This is a genomic window from Bacillus cereus group sp. MYBK227-1 (assembly GCF_051916325.1).
In the GTDB taxonomy this organism is placed as follows: Bacteria; Bacillota; Bacilli; order Bacillales; family Bacillaceae_G; genus Bacillus_A; species Bacillus_A cereus.
The window spans coordinates 430,769-450,844 of sequence record NZ_JBQAGK010000004.1; the positions used below are offsets into that span (position 1 = coordinate 430,769).

A 20,076-nucleotide genomic window follows, 5' to 3' on the forward strand; every position below is an offset into this window, starting at 1 on the left:
AATTTTCATTTTTGGGGTATTTACTTTTGTTAACTTGATTGTGATGTAGTGCTCCCCCATCCCCATTAAGCTAAGAGAAGACAACTATCCTAAAAATGAAATTTTGTGCTAACTTGTAATAAAAATGCTCATTTTTTCTTTTTCGGTAAATCTGTTTTCTTAACATGTATGGTGAGCCATATAGGCTGTTATATAATCAATATTTGTATATTCCGGAAGAAATATAAAGAAAAACGTATTAGTGTTTTTTTGATTTTAGGAATATATTTTCAACCAAACAAGTCTAGGAATCGGATGTATCATTTTTTATTATGAACGATTATAAAATAGTATGGTAAAGAGACATGTAATTTCAGATCATTCAATAGTTATAATGATAAGGAGGATACTGGTGAAAAAACTTACTTTTAAGGATTTGAATTCGTCAAAGACCATGCGTAATCCCATTATGTTCTATAAAAACCTCATCAAGCAACAAGAGCGTTTCTTTCAAATTGATGACTTTTATGGCATGGGAGGGACATGGGTCGCATTACACTATGATGATGTGATTACTATTCTAAAAGATTCTCGTTTTATCAAAGATTTACGGAAATTCACACCACTCCATGATAAGCAGCATCCAATTTTGGAAAATCCAGCTGCGAGTAAACTGTTTGACTGGCTGATGAATATGCCGAATATGCTTACGGTAGATCCACCTGATCATACTCGCCTACGTCGTCTAGTCTCTAAAGCCTTTACACCACGTATGATAGAGGATCTTCGTCCCCGCATTCAGCAAATTGCCGACGAATTGTTGGTTGCTGTACAGGAACAAGGAAAGATGGAAATTATTTCAGATTTTGCTTACCCACTACCCATTATTGTTATTTCCGAGATGTTTGGGATTCCCGCCACTGATCGAAGCCAGTTCCGTGAATGGACAAAAATACTCATGAACGCCTCTGTGGATCCTAGTGAAGGAGCTGCAGTTACAACAACACTTGAAAAGTTTATTCAATACATCGAGGCACTGCTTAACGAAAAGCGCCTAAATCCTGATGCCGATTTGATAAGCGAGCTCGTTCAAACAAAAGAGCAAGAAGACAAGTTGAGTAATAACGAGCTTCTCTCGACAATTTGGCTGCTCATTATCGCTGGACATGAAACGACAGTTAATCTAATCAGTAATGGTGTGCTGGCATTACTTCAACATCCCGAACAAATGAATTTACTAAGGGAAAACCCTTCCCTGATTCCTTCCGCTGTTGACGAACTATTACGCTATTCCGGCCCAGTTATGTTTATTAGCCGACTTGCTAGTGAAGATATGACAATACATGGAAAAATGATTCGCAAAGGTGATTTAGTTCTACTCTCTTTGACTGCTGCAAATATTGATCCACAGAAATTTACTTATCCGGAAATATTGAATATTTCACGAGAAGAGAATAATCATTTAGCTTTTGGGGCTGGTATACATCACTGTTTGGGAGCTCCATTAGCACGTTTAGAAGGACAAATTGCATTAGGTACTTTGCTACAGCGGCTTCCTAACCTTCGCCTAGCAATCAAACCGGATCAATTAAATTATAATCATAGTAAAATTCGTTCTCTTGTTAATCTGCCAGTTTTTTTCTGACCTATGATTCTAATGGGTTTAAGCTGTTTATTTTTTATTTTTTAAAAGAGTATCCTATTCTTCTTTTTTATCTTTCATCATTTTGGAGTCGTTTGTTTGGTAAATAAAAAAGGGATCTTTTAAATAAAGATCTCTTTTCATTTTAGATTATTTATCTTTTTTTTAGATAAATAATAATAAATATTTATTATTGGGCATTTGCTTTATGAATTGGGACATTCATATGTAATAGGATATTTTAAGTACTTTTTATAGGAGGTCTTATATTGTTTAATTCATACATTCAATCAGATTTTATTAGTTATGATTATGATCGTCAGGATTATCACCATTCTCATTATCGATGGAAATTATGTATTTATAAAAATGGTTGGACAAATCAGTATTGGCATAAATTTGTTCATCCTTGGCAAAAGTGTTCTACTATGACTGATAATGAATTGGTTTATGAATTATTAATTCCATAAAAAAATAAAACCAGTAGATGAAGGATCAATCGAAGCCTTACAAGCGGAAAATGAGCGTTTACGTATGGAAAATGCATATTTAAAAAAGTTGAATGCCTTAGTTCAAAACAAAGAAAAATCACCAAACAAGACAAAGCGCAAGTAATCTACGAGTTAAGGCATGAATTTCCTATCAAGGAGTTACTTCAACTCGCAAACATTCCACGTAGTACGTACTATTACTGGATGAAACATTTTAATCGTCCTGATCCAAATACGGAGGTAAAAGAACTGATTCAAGCTATTTATAATGAACACGATGGGTATTATGGTTATCGTCTTATTCGTGATGAACTTATGAATCGTGGACACAAAGTAAATCATAAAAAAGTATATCGCCTTATGAAAGAATTAGGGTTAAAATGTCTGGTTCGTATGAAAAAATATCGCTCTTACAAAGGGACAGTTGGGAAAATTGCGCCAAATATTTTAAATCACAACTTCCAAGCTGAAAAACCAAATGAAAAGTGGGTTACAGATATTACGGAGTTTAAGTTATTTGGGGAGAAGTTATACCTATCACCAATGTTGGATTTATTTAATGGTGAAATTATCACGTATACAATTAGTTCCAGACCGACCTATTCCCTTGTTTCAACGATGTTGGACCAAGCCCTTTATTGTGTAACCGATCCGGATAAACTCCTCATTCACTCTGATCAAGGTTGGCACTATCAAATGAAACAATACCGGCATTCTCTTAAGAATTATGGCATAACTCAAAGTATGTCTCGCAAAGGAAACTGTTATGACAATGCCGTTATTGAAAATTTCTTCGGTATTATGAAATCGGAATTTCTGTATCGAAAAGAATTTGAAAGTATAACACATTTCAAACAAGAATTAGCAAAGTATATAGAATACTATAATCATAAAAGAATTAAGGCAAAATTAAAGGGTATGAGCCCAGTACAATACCGGGCTCATACCCTAGAGGCTGCATAATGAAACGACCTGTCTAACTTTCGGGGGTCACTTCAATATGGACGGCTTATTCACATAAAATTCGTTATCGGTAGCAAATACTTTGATAGAATCCTTGTAGCTACAGGGATTCTTCTTTTTTGTCTGTTTATTTGGTATACAGGATTTTATACATCGTTGATGTAGCGGGGATTCTAGGGGTTTCCGCTATTCTTTTTTTTGTAAACAACCTTGCATACTCTTAGTATGGTTTCTGATGAAGTGAGAACAAAAATAACGAGATATACATTTAAAGGGTCTCTTGGTTCGTCTGAGGGGATTATTTGTTGTGTACGGATAAGAAATTGAAGGTTAGTTAAAGATAAATCTGAAGTGTTTGAGAGGTATATAACAAGTTTGGGTATTGTTGATTTTATAGAAAAAAGATATAAAAGAGTCGTAACAGTTTTTGAAAGAGCACCAGTAAAAAATTAGTGAAGGAGTAGCATTTGCTACTCCTTTTTATTTTGACAACTTTTTTGGTACTGAAAGAGTATTGAATTTTGAGTGGGGTAAAGACCTCCTAGGTGCAGTTTATTTTACTGGATAAATAACTCCACTTGCTTCACACCCAGTTTCTAATTCCTTTGGGTTTCCACAGTATAATCTCAATGAATATTGCGATAAATCACCAGTCTTTATGGTAGTAGTGAATCTCTTTGTATTATAAAATACATAGGTATCGTAATACTCACCATTACGATATATTATACCAACAATTGTACCTCGCCCTTTTTCATTAAATTTTTTGGGTTCTACGTTCATACCTAAATTGTCGCCACTATAAAGTTGTAGTCTAGATGTAGACTGCGACTTGTCCTGTGTTGAAAGATAAACATTTCTTGGAAGTTGCTCTTTAATTTTAAGGGATGCAGCATATGGAGGTCTAATTATCGAATCTTCAGAATACTTGTAATCATCATAATTTTTATCCACTAAAAGTTCAGGGTTTGTTGGGTAATATTTCTCCACCCCTTCTGGAAGAGATTTGATAGTGTCATCATTAATTGTATTAGCGCTAGCATTTTGCGTAGATCCTAAGATGATTGCACCGAGCATAAAAGATGTTAATAATAGTTTTTTAATCCCCATAAGTTCCATAATCCTCCGTTCTTAATATTTTTTTCTGGTTACACAATAACCTTAACACGTTTCACAAATATTGTTAGTTTGTTTAACTTGATAAAATAATATTTGAATATTCAAAAACAAAAAATAAAATTGACATATGTCATGTGGCGGTAACTCTTTTAGCACTCTCGGTCATTTCATTATTAAATGCACCAAGTTTGCGCTTTCCTTTCCTAAACACAAAACGCGCATTATAAAACGCCCATTTCAAGCGATTTAACGATAGATTGTACACAAAACAAAAGATAATCGTCTTAAAATTGCAATCTCGGCAATCATTCTATAAATAGTTGTACATATATTCGTCGTTACACGATATGATTTTACTATTAGGGGTCACCATATCATTCCGGGAAAATTATACGCTAAGGATTAAAAAACCTTATCATTACAGCATTTTTTTAGGTGAATACATGTTCAGAAAGATAAAAACTTAAGTTTAACTGAACATTGATTTGTTTACATACTTTATGAACACAGTTATAGATAGAAAACGTTGATATTATTAAGTTTTTCTCTCTGTTCATAAACATAAGGTTTTCTGGACGGATGCCTCTTAACGTACAGAAAACGTTAAGATGTGTCCCAATTGTGTCTAAACGTACAATATTCCCGAAATGGTATGGTGATGCCTAAAAGGTGTTTTGCAGGCATGCATAGAATCACTTCTTTGAGGTGATGATTATGACAGTGGAAACATCAATAAAGCATAGAGAAATTACAGGAACTATATTTAGAAATGGACGGTTTCAATATGAAGCAAGCCATGTTGTATCATTTGATGATAACTATGAAGCCACCTTTATTCTAGGTGGGAAAATGAACGAGTTATTTACGATCCTTTGCCGATGTAATACGCTTTATCTTGAACCTGAGTATAAGAATGCACCTAGAATTATAATTGAACTCACTAGCTGTTATGATGAATTTAATGAGTATTATTTTATGGACTCCTTTAGAGATGTAAATGCTTTTTTAAAGGAGATGCAACCCTTAATTGACGTTGCAAAACATATGGAACAACAAACTAAATATCCTGAATATTAATTTAAACACATGTGAGGGTGAATATACTCTCACATTTTTTGTATTCATTATATAGTGGAGGAACATAGTTGACGAATACAGAATGTATACATTCCGAATCTATATGAGGTGATAACGCGGGGTATTTAGGAGTACGGAAACGATTCTCGGTATGAGATGCCAATCTAGGATTAATAATCACCTACACTTGCCCTTTAGAAAAAAGAAACAATCTCGCCTAAAATTGACTTTGCATAATCTTAGCTTGATAAATTACATAGAAGAAATACGAAATATTTTAAAGTGGCCGCCACCAGGGATTATAATTAATATCCGAGGAGATTTTAACTATCCCTACTTTCACTTCGTTTTACAAAAAAGAAGGACAAAGGTTGAAAAATAGGTAAATCATAATAAAAACTACAGGTCTGTAATTGATTAAGAACCTGTAGTTTTTTATAATATTCAACCTATTTTATTTTCCAGCTTTTTTAGTTTCAATAATAAATTTTGAAACTAATTCTGATAATGCTTCTACTTTTTCTTTTATTTTGTTAGATTGACTCGATACTTCCTCAATTGATGCTGCTTGTGATTGGATTGACTGTACAGTTTGAGTGGTTTCTTTAGCTATTTGTGTTGCAGTTTCAGAAACACTTGATATAGAAGCATTAACTTCTTCTGTACCGGCAGACATTTCTTCTGTCGCTGCAGATACCTCTTGAATTTGGCTAGTGATTTTATTAATAGCCACCATAATAGATGAGAATGCTTGATCTGCTTGATAAGCAGCCTCTTTTCCTTCTGTAGCCTTTTGTTGGCCTTTTTGCATGACATCCACTGTATCTTTTGTATCTGTTTGAATTAATTGTATTAAATGATTAATTTCATTTGCCGATTCTTTCGATTTCTCTGCTAAATCCCTTACTTCAGCTGCAACTACTGCAAATCCTTTTCCGTTTTCTCCGGCACGAGCTGCTTCAATCGCAGCGTTTAAGGCGAGAAGATTAGTTTGTTCAGCAATGTTACTGATAGCGTCCAGAGCGCTATCAATTTGCTGTGTACGTGTAACAAGTCTATCAATTACTGTGGATGTTTCTTCAACAACTTCATGAACACTATTCATTTGAAGTATGGATTGCTTTATCACTTTACTACCAGAATTGACTTGTTCAGTTGTTGTAACAGCCAATTCTGTAACCGTTGCCGAAGACTCAGCTACTGTTTGAACTCCGGTCGCTATTTCTTCCATTGATAATGAACTTTCTTGAATACTAGTAACCTGTCCTTCTATTTTTTTATCGACCTCAGAGATAGTTTGGACAACCTCTCTTGATACATGAGATGCTCGTTTAGTATCTCGCAACATCCCATTGGTAGAAGAAATAACCTCTTGAGTTGTGATTTTCACTTCACCAATTAATTGTTGCAAGTTATCCAACATACTATTAAATGACTTTACAATGCTTCCCAATTCATTATTTGATTTATAAGAAGTGCGTATTGTTAGATCACCTTTAGATACTTGTTCCATATCTCTTTGTAATAATACAATTGGTTGTCTAATTGCACTTTTAATGATATAGCCAATAAAAATAACGATTGCAATTGCTACAATGGAGATACTAACAAACATCATTATTGTGCTTGTCGCACTGTCGGTATTATTTTTTTGTAGTTGCTCTGCATTATGATTATTATATAAGATAAGTTCACGAATCGCTTGAGTTGTTTTTTTAATATTAGGTTCAACCTCTTTCAGATAATAAGCATATGCTTCTTCATTGTTAGTTTGTCCTAAATCTTCTACTTTCTTCATTTGAGTTCTTAATTCATTAAAACTTTCAAGAAATGTTTTATACAATTCTTTTTCATTATTAGCACTAACTCTAGTTTCAAACTGCTTTAATAAATGATCAGTATCTGTACGCAATGTATCACTTTCTGTCATAAGCTCTTTTATTCTTTTTTCATCTTTTGATACCATAATTTCATTTACATTCATATTAATATGATAAAAATTAGACTCTATAGTTCCTATCCACTGAATTGGTAATAAACTATCTTCATACATAGTAGAAGAAGCATACTCACCTTTTTTAAGGCCCCAAAATCCTAGTATAGATAATAATACGCAAGCAACACTTGATATAATTATTAATACGTTTAATATTTTACCAATTTTGCTGTTTTTAAAAAACGACAATTAAATCCACCTCATTATATATATTGATTAGATAATTAATATATAACAATAGCTGATAAAAATCGATATTTAAGATTTATATGCATTATTCGAAATAACAGAATATATTGTGGTATCGGGTTATACGTTAATTATGACTAGTAGGGGTACAGCCACATGCCCATCAACTTAAGAACATAGGCAAAATGAATTTTCGTTCATCAGGACTAAAAAATTCTTAAAGTAGAGGTACACTCTTAAAAATGTGCATGCCAAATACAGATGATCTTGAATCATGTAAATAGCTTTATATTCACTTAATTCTTTTTTCTTTTTTTGTAGTAGCAGTTGTCTCATTTTGAACATAGTTGAAGAACAAAGAAAAATAGCGATTAATTGGCCATAAAGATGACATTCTAGACGTTCCCGCTTAACATTATGACAACGATTGATACCAAAAAGAGATTTCCATGTTTTAAATACAATCTCTATTTGCCAACGTAGCGAGTAGATATCGTGAATATGTTCCATCGGAACAACTTCCCATGGGATGTTGGTAATATAAACATTGATTTCTGTTAAACGTTTACTTTTTTCAGAGTATGTAACTCCTTTTTTCTTTTCAACATAAGTTTGTTGTTTCCTACGTTTATGAATTTGAGTTGATGTGAGTCTATATATTACAACTCGTGAGGGTAATTTTTGTTGCCCAATATAGGCATTCTGAATTTCATAAGTATCTCCTGGTTTTATCTGATGCATAATATCTTCAAGGTTAAGCAAAACATATAAAGATTGCTTTTTTACTGTCCCATTCCGAAAGAATTCTGGAGATTCATTTTTTACATATACTCTATTATTTAATTTCAACCGTGAAACATAGAATACTCCCCGTTGATCGGTCTGGTCTAAATCTTTTAGAGAAAAATATCCTAAATCTCGAATACATAAATCTCCTGGGCGTAAGGTATCCAAACACTGTGTACCAAAGGTTTTATCATTATTTTTACCTGGTTCCATTTGAAAATTGAGGAATTTCCCACTATGTAAATCATACTCTAGCTGAATCTTAATACCGGCTGTTTGTGCACATCCTCCTGAACCAGGATAAATAGGAGCCAAATGATTGGGTACTTGAAAAATAGTAGCATCTAAAATACGTATACGTTGAAAATAAGAGGTGTATTGGTTTGAGATTTGAGACGAATCGTTTAGTTTGCTTTTGATTAAAAGGGAAAATACACGCTGTAGAAATAAAACAGCGCATCGGTTAAAACGTTGATTAAGTCCTTCTGGGCTCATAAGTGTAGCTGTATTTGCATAAAGCTGACTACATAATCGAGTTAGAGAATCGCTTGCTACCTGTTGACTAATCCAGATACATAAAGCAGCCAAATCTCGTGCACCATACTTACTTTTACGTTTTACAAAACCTGTCTCTTGTGCAAGTTGTTGAAGGATATGTGGAGATAGATATCGCTCTAGTTCTTTAGCTAACAAATGAAACTCATCTGAATCGATAGATTCATACAAAACGCCATCCTTTCTGTATATTTCTACAAAAAGAATAACGTCTTTTTTACATAATGGATAGTGTAAAACTTTAGCTTTATGGCGATGCGTCAGCACTCCATAACCATCTATTTAACAGATAGATGGTTACTTTATTTCTACGTTCGAAATTATATGATTTTATTATCTCTACACATCAACACATATTACTTTTTGTGTTTATCTCGCCAAATGAATTAATTTTTATATTTTTCTATTATGATATCTAGTACAATATCAATAGGAGTGATAAATTGTGAAGTTAAAAAAACAAAGATAATTCTAGGGGTCTTATTACTACTGATTCTCTCTACATTCTTAATGACGAAAGAGTCAAAAATTAAAGATTTTCCTGTGTTTATTTTTTCTAACCATGTTGAAGATGATAAGCCAGCAGATTATCAATATACTTTTGGATATTTACCTTTAATGTCTATAAGAGCTAAAGGGTGGAAAAAAACGCATGAAGAAGGAGCTACTACTGTATTTGAAAAAGAAAATAGAAAAGTTATTGTTATAAAGTTTCCTGGAGAAGACAATTTTTACTTATATGAACCGAAAAATAAATATTAATCAAAAGACCTTCAGGTTTACTGAAGGTTTTTTGATTAATGTTTATTAGGGGTACCGCCACATCGCTATCAAGCTAATATTTTAGAGTATCTCCAAAACGAAAATTGTATCTCTCCATAGTTGTTTATGAAAATTCAGTTCATTTTTTTCATTTTGGGGAACAATTAGTATCTTAAGTTGATGGGTATGGGGTACAGCCAGCATTTTGGAAAAAACCCACGCTAAGAGTTTTTGAGTCATTTTATGCTTGTTTTAAATTGTTTTACGTTAGCAACCCATTTTAATAGTTTTTTTCATTTTTCTCAATAACTTTACTATTTTTCGCATGATAATATGAATGTAGCAACTCCTTATTGCCTAAATACCACATTTTATGTAAGGATCTGAGGAGTTCAAACTCATAAAAGGAGAAAAGTGTATGATTAAAAAAATGAAAAAAACTGTACTTTCAGTAGTAACTGCTGCTACATTGAGTTTATCTTTTACCACAACTACACCTGCTGATGCCGCAACTTCTTATGGACCAGAAATGAAATCCGTTCTTATGTATGCTGGAAAATTCAATTCAACTACAACTTATAATCAGTATACTGATGCTGACCTTACAAATCTAATGAAGGGGGCTAATACATTTATTATTCTATCCGCCTTTGCTTCTAATCCCGACGATACTGACCATAAAGAAAAGGTTAATTTAATTCGTAAAATAGTTGCAAAGAATAGTGGTGCAAAAATTTGGATTTCTACTTTACATAGAGGTGCAAATAGTAATGATTTTACAGCTGATAAACTTACTACCGAACTTACCCAGTTTCAAGCAGATTTAGGGAGCACTATTTGGAAAAATAATATAGAAGGTATTTATGTGAATATTGAACACGTTTATAAAGATACTGCTGATCCAAAAGGAACTGATGAAACTGTTTATACTGGAGACTATTGGAACAAATTGAATAATAGCATGAACTCGAATGTTACTGTTAAACTTTTTAAAGCCTTAGATTCATGGGCCACTTCAAATGGTAAGAAAAAGTTAGGGTGGGCTCCTTATGTCGATACAGATACTGATATTTTAAGAAGGGTAGCTTGGGTAGCGAACCAAACAAGCCTTTTCGATATTATTCTATTACAACCAAATTGGTATTTCCATGGTGACATCCAAAATGGGAAAGTATTAAATAAACCAGACTATTTATTAAAAGTTGTTGAAAGAAGTATGAATAATGGAGCACTCTCTTATACTGATGGAAGCTATATCCTTCCTCAAGCCTATGTTAATAAGAGAGTAGGAAATATTGGGGTAGATATGGAATTTGATGAGAGATTAGCGAATAATTCAGTGAAATATAACCGTTTAATTGAATATGAATCAACCTTTAAAGAAAAATTACAGTCCGGAAAGTATCCGTTTACTTTCTATATGGGTTCTACAGGCATTGACAATAATAGATACTTGGATAAAAAGACACCATTTAATAAATATACATGGGAGTATATGGTTGATTATTACTCAAATGGTACCGTTCATCCTAAGCAATAGTGATTTTATGAATAATTTGTTATATATATTATATTAGGAGGAATTTTATAATGAAATTGGGAAAATCTATCTTTACAATTACTTTAGCAGTTTTATTATTGTTTGGAGTACAACCTTCTCAAGTTACTAATGCAGCTAGTGGATGTAGTGTCGGTACTTCAAGTAATGGAAAATTTGATACTAATACTCAATGGAAATGGGCAACTACAGTATGTGTTCCAAGCAAAACTTTAACAATTGATATCTATTATCTTAATGGATCAGCTGCCACCAATGTTAAAGTGAAAAATAGTCGAACTGGAGTAGAATACCTCTTAGATGAAACTTTTAGTGGCTCTAACAATAATATTTCTTTTAAGCTTCCTGAGACAGGTGACAATTGGCAAATATATGTTCAATCAGATGAATGGTTTACAAATACAAAAGGTACCCTGTATGCTACAGGTTCTTAATCAAGAAAACTAGTGTTTATTATATTTTTATAATTGACGATACTTCGTTTTCGTCTTTGTTTATGTCCAAATATATATAAATCCTACTTATAATTTCGACATTACTGTATTGAGTCTAAATCATTCAAGTAAAATTACGTCTTGCATTTAAAAACATATTATTGTGATGATTTTCTAAAGAGGATTTATATAATTAAGATAGCCAAACTATTAATTTATTAACAATTCTTGAAGAATGGATAAATTAACTCTATTAAATACTAAAAGACTGATTAACCTAAACGTGGATTAATCAGTCTTTTTAATATTCCAATTTGCTTAGCTTGGTTTTTTTCCGAAATGCTGGCGGTACCCCATACCCATCAAGCTAAAATTATATAAGTTTAATTTTACGTGAGATTTTTTCTTTTTTCTGAAGACCATTGAGGTTCTTTAAAGATTTGCATACGAAATAAACCCTATTGGGTTTCAATTTTTTTAATTATGCTACATGATTGTGAGACATAGTAAAGTCATATACGACGCCTAAGATATCAAAGACTGTTTTCTTCTTGTACCGGTGAGATTTTCTCCCGTTTTTCTCTAAAAGACAAAACAAACGCAGTAAAACTTTTAATAATTCATGAATGCCCTTCTGTAATCCTTCATAAAACAATAGATAATAATTCTTTATCATATAGATGGATTTGTACTCACTTAGCTCTTTCTTTTTCTTATTCAAGAGTAACTGACGCATTTTGAACATTGTCGATGAACAAAGTAAAATACTAATGAGTTGTCCATATAAATGGCATTCTAAACGCTCTTTCTTGATTTCTTTGCACTTGTCAATTTGAAAGAAAGATTTCCATGTTTTGAACAAGATTTCAATTTGCCAGCGTAATGAATACAAGTCATGGATATGTTCCGTTGGAACATTTTCTGCAGAAAGATTTGTTATATACACGTTGATTCCACTTAACCTTTTACTTCGTTCTTTGTAGGTAATACCTTTCTTCTTTTCTTTTTTAGTTTGTTCCTTCAATCTTTTCTCTGTTTGTTCTTTTGTTAATCGATGAATAATAACACGAGCTGGTAGTTTTTGATACTGCCCGATGTATGCTTCTGAAATTTCCATCGTTTGACCAGGGGACAATTGATTCATGAGTTCTTCCATATCTAACTGAGTATATAATGTTCCTTTCTTCACCGTCCCATTTCGAAAATACCCTGGATTATCATTCTTATGATAGATTCGAGAATTTAATTTCAAACGTGAGATATAGTAAGCTTCCTTTTCGTGAATCTTCTGTAAATCATGTAAGTCGAAATAGCCCAAATCTCTTATACACAAGTCTTTTGGTCGCATGGCTTGTAGGCTTGTTGAACCAAAAGTTTTATCATTTTCTCTTCCTTCTCCTACATAAACTTGGAGGAACTTTCCGCTCAATAGATCATACTCCAATTGAATTTTAACTCCTGCCGTATGGCTACTTCCACCGGAACCTTGATAATGTGAAGAAAACTTATCTGGAAGCTGAAATGTTGTGGAATCTAGAATCCGAATGTGCTTAAAAGTCGTGGTATATTGATGAATTATTTTTTGTGTTGAATAAATCCTTTGAGTTAGAAGGTTAGATAAAACTTGTTCGAGAAACTGTACTGCGGAAGCATTGAATCGTTGGTTAAGCCCTTCAGGGCTGATAAGAACACCTCTAGATACTTCGAGACAGCTACATAATTGTGTGAGTGATGTACTAGCGACTTGTTGACTAAGCCATACACATAAAGCAACTAACTCCTGTGCTTGATATTTACTCTTTCGCTGAACGAATCCTTTTTCTTTGGCTAGATGTTCTAGAATATGAGGAGACATATGTCGTTGTAATTCTTCAGCAATCAGTTGAAGTTCGTCAAGAATCGAAAGATTCATAAAGAAACGCCATCCTTTCCTATGATTCTACAGAAAGAATAGCGTATTTTTCATTTGAGGGTAATTTATTTTCGTTAGATTAATAACAATTTGGCGAGATTATAACACAATCATCTCTAAATTATAAATCATCACCAATTCAGTTAACTTTTTGATAGTTGGTATCACTGCAATTAATCAATTATTATACAGTAGTTAGTATATAATTTTTAGTCACAGGTTGAATCATGTATGTAAGATCAAGGATGATTAAAGAAGATTCTTTATTTCAATAATTGAGTAATTGCTGCTTCAAAATCACATTTTCCATATCCTGCATCAATAGCTGCTTTCATCTGATTTTCCATCACTTCACATACACTGGTATCAATGCTATTATCCTCTAATGTTTTCATTATCGTTTGGAGTCCATGCGTATGAACATCCAAGGATGCGACCGTAGCATCTTGGAATTTGTCAGTGTAGTTTTCTAGATTATCAGGCAAGTGGGTAACTAGTTGGTGACCTACCACTGGAAGTGCTGCCTTAATATGTTTGCAATACTCGGAGATAGGTAATTTGTTTCGTATACAAAGCGCTGAACCTAGTAGGGCAAACCAATAAAGACCGTATTGCAGAGCTGACGTGCTCATCTCAATTATTTCTGCAAAGCGAATGTCTGTCCCAACAAAATGTGGCGAAGAAAGTGCCGAAAGTTGATCTTCAATTTGGTCAAAAGCCTCCTTGGGGCCAGAATATACAAGATATGCGCGATCTGTGCCAATATCGTGAGGATAACAAATAATCACACTTTCAAGGGCGATAGCGCCTCTGTCTTTAATCATTTGCTCAAAAATTTGGGCTTGAGTTGGGGTTGTTGTAGTAGTGTTTACAATGATTTTCCCTTTGATAGCTTTCGATTTGCATTGTTCAATAACCTGCATTGCTATCTTATAATCTGGTAAGTTTAACAAAACGAAATCGCAATCTAGAGCATCATCCAATGATAATTTGAACACAGCTCCTTCAGCTACAAATGGCTTGGCTGCCGTGGGATTTTTATCGACAATGGTAATAGTATGACCTGCTTTCATAAACGCGCGAATCAGAGCACTTCCCATAACACCACAACCAACTACAGTAATTTTTGACATAAGCGACCTCCAATATGATTTATTTAGTCCATTTGGACTAAATAAATCATATTACTCATATCAAGTTTCGTCAATATTTTTTGAACAATCAAAAAAATCACAGCGTAATATTTGCTAGCACAGCATCTATTCTTGACTCATCTATCTTTTCGTGAAGTGAATAAATAAGAAGCCCATCGATAATGATTAAAACTGCTTCTGCCTTATATACCATGTGGTCATCCTCGCCTCGATAAATCTCTTCCAAAACACGTTTGATGGACTCTCTCCAATCGTTATAAACATTTTTGATTGCAGACCTTATTTCCGTATTGTATTGACCCATAGTGCTTATTTGTGTGAAAGCCCACGATTGTTTTTGATGACTTATCAAAACCATATCTTTGATGAAATGTTTTACTATCGTTTGTGAACTTTCGTTGAGATTGGCGTTATTTTGTTTATACTTTATGTACCAATGCTCAATCTCCGTTTTATATGAAATAGCAAAAAATTCGATATAAGCCAGTAGAAGTTTCTCTTTTGTATTAAAATAATAGTTGATTTTTGAATGAGCGATTTTGGCCTTTGCTGCGATATCTCGCATAGAAACCTTTAGAAGAGGCTTTTCCTCTAAACATTGCTGAAGTGCATGCAGTATTTCATGCCGTACCTGTTCTCTGTCAACAATAAGTGGCATATCCTTCCTTCTCCTTTTCTAATTTAATGTGCCTGATATCTTTTTCCAATCGATACCTCAACACATGAGATTATAGCACATTATTGACCTGTTTGATCTTGAGCATTTTTGCTTTTAGATACCCATCAATCCAAGATTATATAACTTTAATTTCACGTAAGTTTTTTCTTTTTTAAATATCAGTCTGATTTATTTAAAAATAGGAAAATCCCCATCACCATCCACTTAAGAAATTGATTGTTGTCCAAAATGAAAGAATTGAGCCGAATTCTCATGAAGAATTGTAAAAAGTTGAAATTTTCATTATGGGGATTATTAAAAACCTTAGGTTGATGGGCATGGGGGTACTTCAACATCTTAGCTTAATAGCGGTGGGGTATCGCCAGCATTTCGGAAAAAAACACGCTAAGCCAAAAATAAAATAAGCTGTCAATATGGACAGCTTATTTTATTTTTGGCTTAGCGGAAGTAAAGCAAATTCTTAAGTTGATGGGCATGGTCTCACCATACCATTTCGGGAAAATTGTACGTTTAGACACAAATCGGACACATCTTAAGTGTTTTCTGTACGTTAAGAGACATCTGTCCATAAAATCTTATGTTTATGAACAGAGGATAAAACTCAATAATAGAATATTAATATTCAATTTTTATATAAAAAAATAAGATCCGAAGAGCTTATTTTAATAATAATATCAACGCAATTATCAATGATATTATCGAAGATACAATCATAAATAATAAAGCTCAGTCGTGAGTTATCGCCCTGTAACTGTCATTCCTGCTGTGTAAATTGTATCAATAGAACCATCTGCGCTTACAACTTCAACTTTGTATCGGTATGTGCCATTTTCATAAACATCATCGCCATATCCTGTGAAAGTTGAAATTTCATCATATGAGCCAGCTGGAACCCACTGATTATTCCATTTGAAATTAGTTTCAAATTCTCCCCAGCTATCTCCGTTTTTCTTTTCGATGCTGACATTGTAATGTATTTCTTCAGCTCGGTCATTCGTGATTCTTGCAATTAAGCTATTACCAAAAGTAACTTGTGTAGAGTGTATTTTAACCGTAACATCGTTTACTGTTTCGCCAGGACCACAGATATAATGACAGCCATCCCATTCCTCAGCTTGTGCCTTTGGTGTATCTAAATTCATAACCGTTAAACCGCCTAAAGCTAACGCACCAGTCAACGCAATTGTAGCTAATTTTTTCATGATAATTCCTCCTATTAACCGTTATAAGTTAATGTTTTTGTTTTTACGTATTCATTGCCAGCATAAAAAGGTTTCTATGACTCATTTCTATCACCTTTCAGCTTATATAATTCGACAAATGGTGATAATTTCCTGCAAATAAAATAAATAAGCACTCCCGCAGGAATGCTTATTCAAATTCAATTTCTGTTTTATTGTCTGATGTGAAGTATCTTATGGTTGTTTTGCCGTATTCTTGCAAGCCACTCTGCGCAACGGCGTCTTTTAACTTTATTCTCGTTCTGTAGCCGAAATTTCCCCGTAGGCCTTCGTCTGCATTTGACAATGCTGTTTTGTCAACGAAAACATATAGGGGTCCCGCCACATTGCTATCAAGCAAAAAAATACAACTACCCACAATGAGATTTTGTGCTAACTTGTTATAAAAAAGCTTATTTTTTCGTTTTGGGGGTATTTGCTTTTCTTAGCTTAATGGTGATGTGGTGCTACCCCTTCTACAAAAAAAGAAAAAAGAATTAAGTGAATACAAAGCAATTGGAATGATCCAAGATTATCTCTCTCTGTTATATCAAACCATGCAGAAAGACATCCAAGAGATAACAAAGATTCTAATCCGCCTGTTTACCCTACTACAGAAAAATGGACGGAAATCTCATCGATACGAGAAAAAGACAGTCTTTGATATTATGGGTGTTGTCTATGAGTATAATGGATTGAGAAAAAAGGAAAACTGCATAGTGAAAAAATGAAACCCGTTAGGGTTTATTTAGTATGCCTATTTTTAAGGAAATCAAATATTTTAAGAGCTTTTTAGTTTTGAAATCTTAAAAATACATAAAAAAGGACAAACCTATGGCATATGTATGCGTAGGTTTGTCCTTTTGCAAGATAGTTTTAGAAGTATTTTGTTACTTTCATCATATCATATTTCTTATTAATTCTATATACGAAATTTAAGATTTTAAGATATTATTTCTTCTTCTCATTTATAAACATAATGCGTTGTTTTTGTATAACATAACTTAATTTTGCATCAAGTTTTTCTCCATTATTCCTATTTTCAAAACCTAAGATTGTATTGGTCTTATTCTTTTCTAATAACTTTTTTACTTGCGTGCTAGTTATTCTTTTTCAACATAATGTTATTTTTCTTTTATTTTGGGTAAACAAATATTACAGGTAGAAAATCGAAAAACTTCTCTTATTCTAAAATAATTCCCTCGACATAAAGATACTGACTGATTTCTATTTAATATTCCTAAGCTTTTAATAGGTTATACGTTTTCTTTCCAGGAATTTTTATGATTTCAGTTATTATTTTTTGAACATATGTATTGATTTGTATGATGAAGTTTTCACAACTCATTTTACTTTATGGTTACATAAAATAACCTATTAACTAAAATATATTTAATATAAAAATATTTTAAGTATATTTTCATATAGTATCTTATTATAAATTCAAGGGAGGAGTAATTAAATCCCAAACAAAGTTTCTGTCTTGTACAAGCATTCAACTTAATAAATATGTTTTAGGAAGGTTAGAAAAAATGGATATTTTATTAGCAATTTTACCAGCCTTATTTTGGGGAAGTATTGTACTCTTCAACGTTAAACTAGGAGGCGGTCCTTACAGTCAAATACTTGGAACTACCCTTGGCGCTCTTGTTTTTTCTATTGGGGTTTATATTTTTATAAAACCCGTTTTGACGCCCATGGTGATAATTATCGGGATTATATCAGGCCTATTTTGGGCATTAGGACAAGCCAATCAATTGAAAAGTATTGATTTAATTGGGGTTTCTAAAACAATGCCTATTTCAACAGGGATGCAATTAGTTTCGACTACTTTATTTGGGGTCATTGTATTTCATGAATGGTCAACAACAACATCTGTTGTATTAGGTGTTCTGGCACTGCTTTGTATCATAATTGGAATCATTCTCACATCTCTCCAAAGCAAAGAGGAGAAAAACGATGAACAAACAGGAAATTTCAAAAAAGGGATTGTGATTTTATTAATTTCAACTCTTGGTTACTTAGTATATGTGGTAATTATCCGCCTATTCGGTATAGACGGATGGTCAGCGTTATTACCACAAGCCATTGGTATGGTGTTAGGTGGAGTCTTACTAACCTTTAAGCATCAACCATTTAATAAATATGCGATTCGCAATATTATTCCTGGTTTAATTTGGGCAGCCGGAAATATGTTTTTATTTATTTCCCAACCGCGTGTAGGGGTGGCAACAAGTTTTTCCCTTTCCCAAATGGGGATCGTGATCTCAACTTTAGGTGGAATTTTTATATTAGGTGAAAAGAAAACAAAACGACAATTTATTGCGATTGTCATTGGAATTATCTTCATTATTGCAGCTGGCATTATGTTAGGAATTGCAAAAAAATAAAAAGGAGGAAAAAATTATGTATACAGATTTAAAAGGGAAAGTAGTTGTTATTACAGGTGGTGCAACTGGGCTTGGAAGAGCAATGGCAATTCGTTTTGGAGAAGAACAAGCCAAAGTTGTAATTAATTATTATTCAAACGAATCAGAAGCAAATGAAGTAGTACAAGTAGTTAAGCAGGCAGGTGGAGAAGCGATTGCGGTAAAAGGAGATGTAACAGTTGAATCAGATGTTATCAATCTTGTTCAATCTGCTGTGAAAGAATTTGGTACACTGGATGTCATGATTAATAATGCGGGTATCGAAAATGCAGTACCTTCACATGAAATGCCATTAAGTGATTGGAATAGGGTAATTGCTACGAATTTAACAGGGGCTTTCTTAGGAAGCCGGGAAGCAATTAAATATTTTGTTGAGCATGATATTAAAGGTAGTGTTATTAATATGTCAAGCGTTCACGAGCAAATTCCATGGCCATTATTTGTACACTATGCAGCAAGTAAAGGTGGTGTTAAGCTAATGACAGAAACATTAGCACTAGAATATGCACCAAAAGGAATCCGTGTAAATAATATTGGACCTGGTGCTATTAATACGCCGATTAATGCTGAAAAATTTGCGGATCCAGAAAAACGTGCCGATGTTGAAAGTATGGTTCCAATGGGATATATCGGAGAACCGAAAGAAATTGCAGCTGTAGCAACATGGCTTGCTTCTTCACAAGCGAGCTATGTAACAGGTATTACACTGTTTGCTGATGGTGGTATGACGCTATATCCATCTTTCCAAGCTGGACGTGGTTGATTGATATCTAATTAAATTAGTTACTTTCAATAATTTTAAATGAGGCAGTTAGCTTTTCCTTTAGGAAAAATAAATGAATTTTTATTAGGTTCATTTTTATTCCTGTTTACACTATAACTGTAGCTTTATATTGCACATCTTTTACACGCTAAAGGACAGATAAAAAAGGTCCTTAACAATTTGTTAAGGACTGCGGAATAAAACCGCAATTTGGGTTGAAACCCAATCAGTTTGTAGAAAATAAATTGCGATTATGATAGCAATTGTATTCCCAAAAGCAATGTTTCAAATGGATTTTAACACACTTGTAACTGTAATGGTATCAACAAAATGTGGATTGAATTACAAAAGTGGTTGAGAATATTAGG

Annotated in this window: 15 protein-coding genes and 4 pseudogenes; 10 read left to right on the forward strand and 9 right to left on the reverse strand. The window is 33.2% G+C overall.

Going from position 1 to position 20,076, the window contains the following annotated elements; all coding sequences use genetic code 11:
* Nucleotides 1-391 precede the first annotated feature (391 nt).
* The 3 genes and pseudogenes from ACTFRM_RS21145 to ACTFRM_RS21155 form a co-directional block, all read left to right on the forward strand.
* Nucleotides 392-1,624 (forward strand): cytochrome P450 family protein, encoded by a 1,233-nt coding sequence (locus ACTFRM_RS21145; RefSeq protein WP_440043569.1) that lies wholly within the window; start codon nucleotides 392-394, stop codon nucleotides 1,622-1,624.
* 266 nt (nucleotides 1,625-1,890) lie between these two features.
* Entirely contained in the window at nucleotides 1,891-2,091 is a 201-nt protein-coding gene (locus ACTFRM_RS21150; protein WP_242292535.1) for a hypothetical protein, read from the forward strand.
* Nucleotides 2,090-3,075: pseudogene (locus ACTFRM_RS21155) on the forward strand (IS3 family transposase); the annotation flags it as partial. The gene ACTFRM_RS21150 and the pseudogene ACTFRM_RS21155, both read left to right, overlap by 2 nt.
* 552 nt (nucleotides 3,076-3,627) lie before the next feature.
* Here the strand turns inward: ACTFRM_RS21155 and ACTFRM_RS21160 are convergent.
* Nucleotides 3,628-4,185, reverse strand: a complete 558-nt coding sequence (locus ACTFRM_RS21160) for a hypothetical protein (protein ID WP_440043570.1) — start codon at nucleotides 4,183-4,185, stop codon at nucleotides 3,628-3,630.
* 723 nt (nucleotides 4,186-4,908) lie between these two features.
* On the opposite strand from ACTFRM_RS21160, the gene ACTFRM_RS21165 reads away from it, so the two are divergent.
* Complete coding sequence (locus ACTFRM_RS21165) at nucleotides 4,909-5,271, forward strand: hypothetical protein (RefSeq protein ID WP_440043572.1); 363 nt, start codon at nucleotides 4,909-4,911, stop codon at nucleotides 5,269-5,271.
* Between the two features lie 454 nt (nucleotides 5,272-5,725).
* Here ACTFRM_RS21165 and ACTFRM_RS21170 read toward each other — a convergent pair whose 3' ends face one another.
* Nucleotides 5,726-7,456: a methyl-accepting chemotaxis protein gene (locus ACTFRM_RS21170; protein WP_440043573.1), complete on the reverse strand. Its 1,731-nt coding sequence runs from the start codon at nucleotides 7,454-7,456 to the stop codon at nucleotides 5,726-5,728.
* Between the two features lie 252 nt (nucleotides 7,457-7,708).
* Nucleotides 7,709-8,964: pseudogene (locus ACTFRM_RS21175) on the reverse strand (IS4 family transposase); the annotation flags it as partial.
* A 241-nt stretch (nucleotides 8,965-9,205) separates the two neighbouring features.
* Here ACTFRM_RS21175 and ACTFRM_RS21180 point away from each other — a divergent pair.
* The 3 genes from ACTFRM_RS21180 to ACTFRM_RS21190 all read left to right on the forward strand — a co-directional run bounded on the left by ACTFRM_RS21180 (nucleotide 9,206) and on the right by ACTFRM_RS21190 (nucleotide 11,551).
* Nucleotides 9,206-9,559 carry a hypothetical protein gene (locus tag ACTFRM_RS21180; RefSeq protein ID WP_440043574.1) on the forward strand — a complete coding sequence of 118 codons (354 nt, stop codon included), beginning with the start codon at nucleotides 9,206-9,208 and terminating at the stop codon, nucleotides 9,557-9,559.
* Nucleotides 9,560-9,977: 418 nt separating this feature from the next.
* Nucleotides 9,978-11,099, forward strand: a complete 1,122-nt coding sequence (locus ACTFRM_RS21185; RefSeq protein WP_440043575.1) for a hypothetical protein — start codon at nucleotides 9,978-9,980, stop codon at nucleotides 11,097-11,099.
* 50 nt (nucleotides 11,100-11,149) lie between these two features.
* Entirely contained in the window at nucleotides 11,150-11,551 is a 402-nt protein-coding gene (locus tag ACTFRM_RS21190) for a hypothetical protein (RefSeq protein WP_440043576.1), read from the forward strand.
* A gap of 481 nt (nucleotides 11,552-12,032) precedes the next feature.
* Here ACTFRM_RS21190 and ACTFRM_RS21195 read toward each other — a convergent pair whose 3' ends face one another.
* The 5 genes and pseudogenes from ACTFRM_RS21195 to ACTFRM_RS21215 form a co-directional block, all read right to left on the reverse strand.
* Entirely contained in the window at nucleotides 12,033-13,463 is a 1,431-nt protein-coding gene (locus ACTFRM_RS21195; RefSeq protein ID WP_440043577.1) for an IS4 family transposase, read from the reverse strand.
* Between the two features lie 263 nt (nucleotides 13,464-13,726).
* Complete coding sequence (locus ACTFRM_RS21200) at nucleotides 13,727-14,596, reverse strand: NAD(P)-binding domain-containing protein (protein ID WP_440043578.1); 870 nt, start codon at nucleotides 14,594-14,596, stop codon at nucleotides 13,727-13,729.
* A 97-nt stretch (nucleotides 14,597-14,693) separates the two neighbouring features.
* Nucleotides 14,694-15,275, reverse strand: a complete 582-nt coding sequence (locus tag ACTFRM_RS21205) for a TetR/AcrR family transcriptional regulator (protein ID WP_327963791.1) — start codon at nucleotides 15,273-15,275, stop codon at nucleotides 14,694-14,696.
* 758 nt (nucleotides 15,276-16,033) lie between these two features.
* Nucleotides 16,034-16,498 carry a hypothetical protein gene (locus tag ACTFRM_RS21210; protein ID WP_002192535.1) on the reverse strand — a complete coding sequence of 155 codons (465 nt, stop codon included), beginning with the start codon at nucleotides 16,496-16,498 and terminating at the stop codon, nucleotides 16,034-16,036.
* Between the two features lie 169 nt (nucleotides 16,499-16,667).
* Nucleotides 16,668-16,850, reverse strand: a pseudogene (locus tag ACTFRM_RS21215) (hypothetical protein); the annotation flags it as partial.
* A gap of 139 nt (nucleotides 16,851-16,989) precedes the next feature.
* On the opposite strand from ACTFRM_RS21215, the pseudogene ACTFRM_RS21220 reads away from it, so the two are divergent.
* A pseudogene (locus tag ACTFRM_RS21220) lies at nucleotides 16,990-17,247 on the forward strand (IS4 family transposase); the annotation flags it as partial.
* Between the two features lie 220 nt (nucleotides 17,248-17,467).
* Here the strand turns inward: ACTFRM_RS21220 and ACTFRM_RS21225 are convergent.
* Nucleotides 17,468-17,623: a DNA topoisomerase I gene (locus tag ACTFRM_RS21225; RefSeq protein WP_088321939.1), complete on the reverse strand. Its 156-nt coding sequence runs from the start codon at nucleotides 17,621-17,623 to the stop codon at nucleotides 17,468-17,470.
* A 425-nt stretch (nucleotides 17,624-18,048) separates the two neighbouring features.
* Here ACTFRM_RS21225 and ACTFRM_RS21230 point away from each other — a divergent pair, with 425 nt between their 5' ends.
* Nucleotides 18,049-18,906: a RhaT/GlcU family sugar-proton symporter gene (locus tag ACTFRM_RS21230; protein ID WP_088321926.1), complete on the forward strand. Its 858-nt coding sequence runs from the start codon at nucleotides 18,049-18,051 to the stop codon at nucleotides 18,904-18,906.
* Between the two features lie 16 nt (nucleotides 18,907-18,922).
* The gene (gene gdh, locus ACTFRM_RS21235; protein WP_086392959.1) at nucleotides 18,923-19,708 is read left to right on the forward strand and encodes a glucose 1-dehydrogenase; all 786 of its coding nucleotides are present in this window, start codon (nucleotides 18,923-18,925) and stop codon (nucleotides 19,706-19,708) included.
* Nucleotides 19,709-20,076: the final 368 nt, after the last annotated feature.

Excerpts from the sequence above, each read along its gene's own strand:
- ACTFRM_RS21230 (WP_088321926.1), top strand. The coding sequence starts at position 18,049 with ATGGATATTTTATTAGCAATTTTACCAGCCTTATTTTGGGGAAGTATT.
- ACTFRM_RS21160 (WP_440043570.1), bottom strand. The coding sequence starts at position 4,185 with ATGGGGATTAAAAAACTATTATTAACATCTTTTATGCTCGGTGCAATC.
- ACTFRM_RS21165 (WP_440043572.1), top strand. The coding sequence starts at position 4,909 with ATGACAGTGGAAACATCAATAAAGCATAGAGAAATTACAGGAACTATA.
- gdh (WP_086392959.1), top strand. The coding sequence starts at position 18,923 with ATGTATACAGATTTAAAAGGGAAAGTAGTTGTTATTACAGGTGGTGCA.
- ACTFRM_RS21190 (WP_440043576.1), top strand. The coding sequence starts at position 11,150 with ATGAAATTGGGAAAATCTATCTTTACAATTACTTTAGCAGTTTTATTA.
- ACTFRM_RS21205 (WP_327963791.1), bottom strand. The coding sequence starts at position 15,275 with ATGCCACTTATTGTTGACAGAGAACAGGTACGGCATGAAATACTGCAT.
- ACTFRM_RS21185 (WP_440043575.1), top strand. The coding sequence starts at position 9,978 with ATGATTAAAAAAATGAAAAAAACTGTACTTTCAGTAGTAACTGCTGCT.
- ACTFRM_RS21210 (WP_002192535.1), bottom strand. The coding sequence starts at position 16,498 with ATGAAAAAATTAGCTACAATTGCGTTGACTGGTGCGTTAGCTTTAGGC.
- ACTFRM_RS21195 (WP_440043577.1), bottom strand. The coding sequence starts at position 13,463 with ATGAATCTTTCGATTCTTGACGAACTTCAACTGATTGCTGAAGAATTA.
- ACTFRM_RS21180 (WP_440043574.1), top strand. The coding sequence starts at position 9,206 with ATGATATCTAGTACAATATCAATAGGAGTGATAAATTGTGAAGTTAAA.
- ACTFRM_RS21200 (WP_440043578.1), bottom strand. The coding sequence starts at position 14,596 with ATGTCAAAAATTACTGTAGTTGGTTGTGGTGTTATGGGAAGTGCTCTG.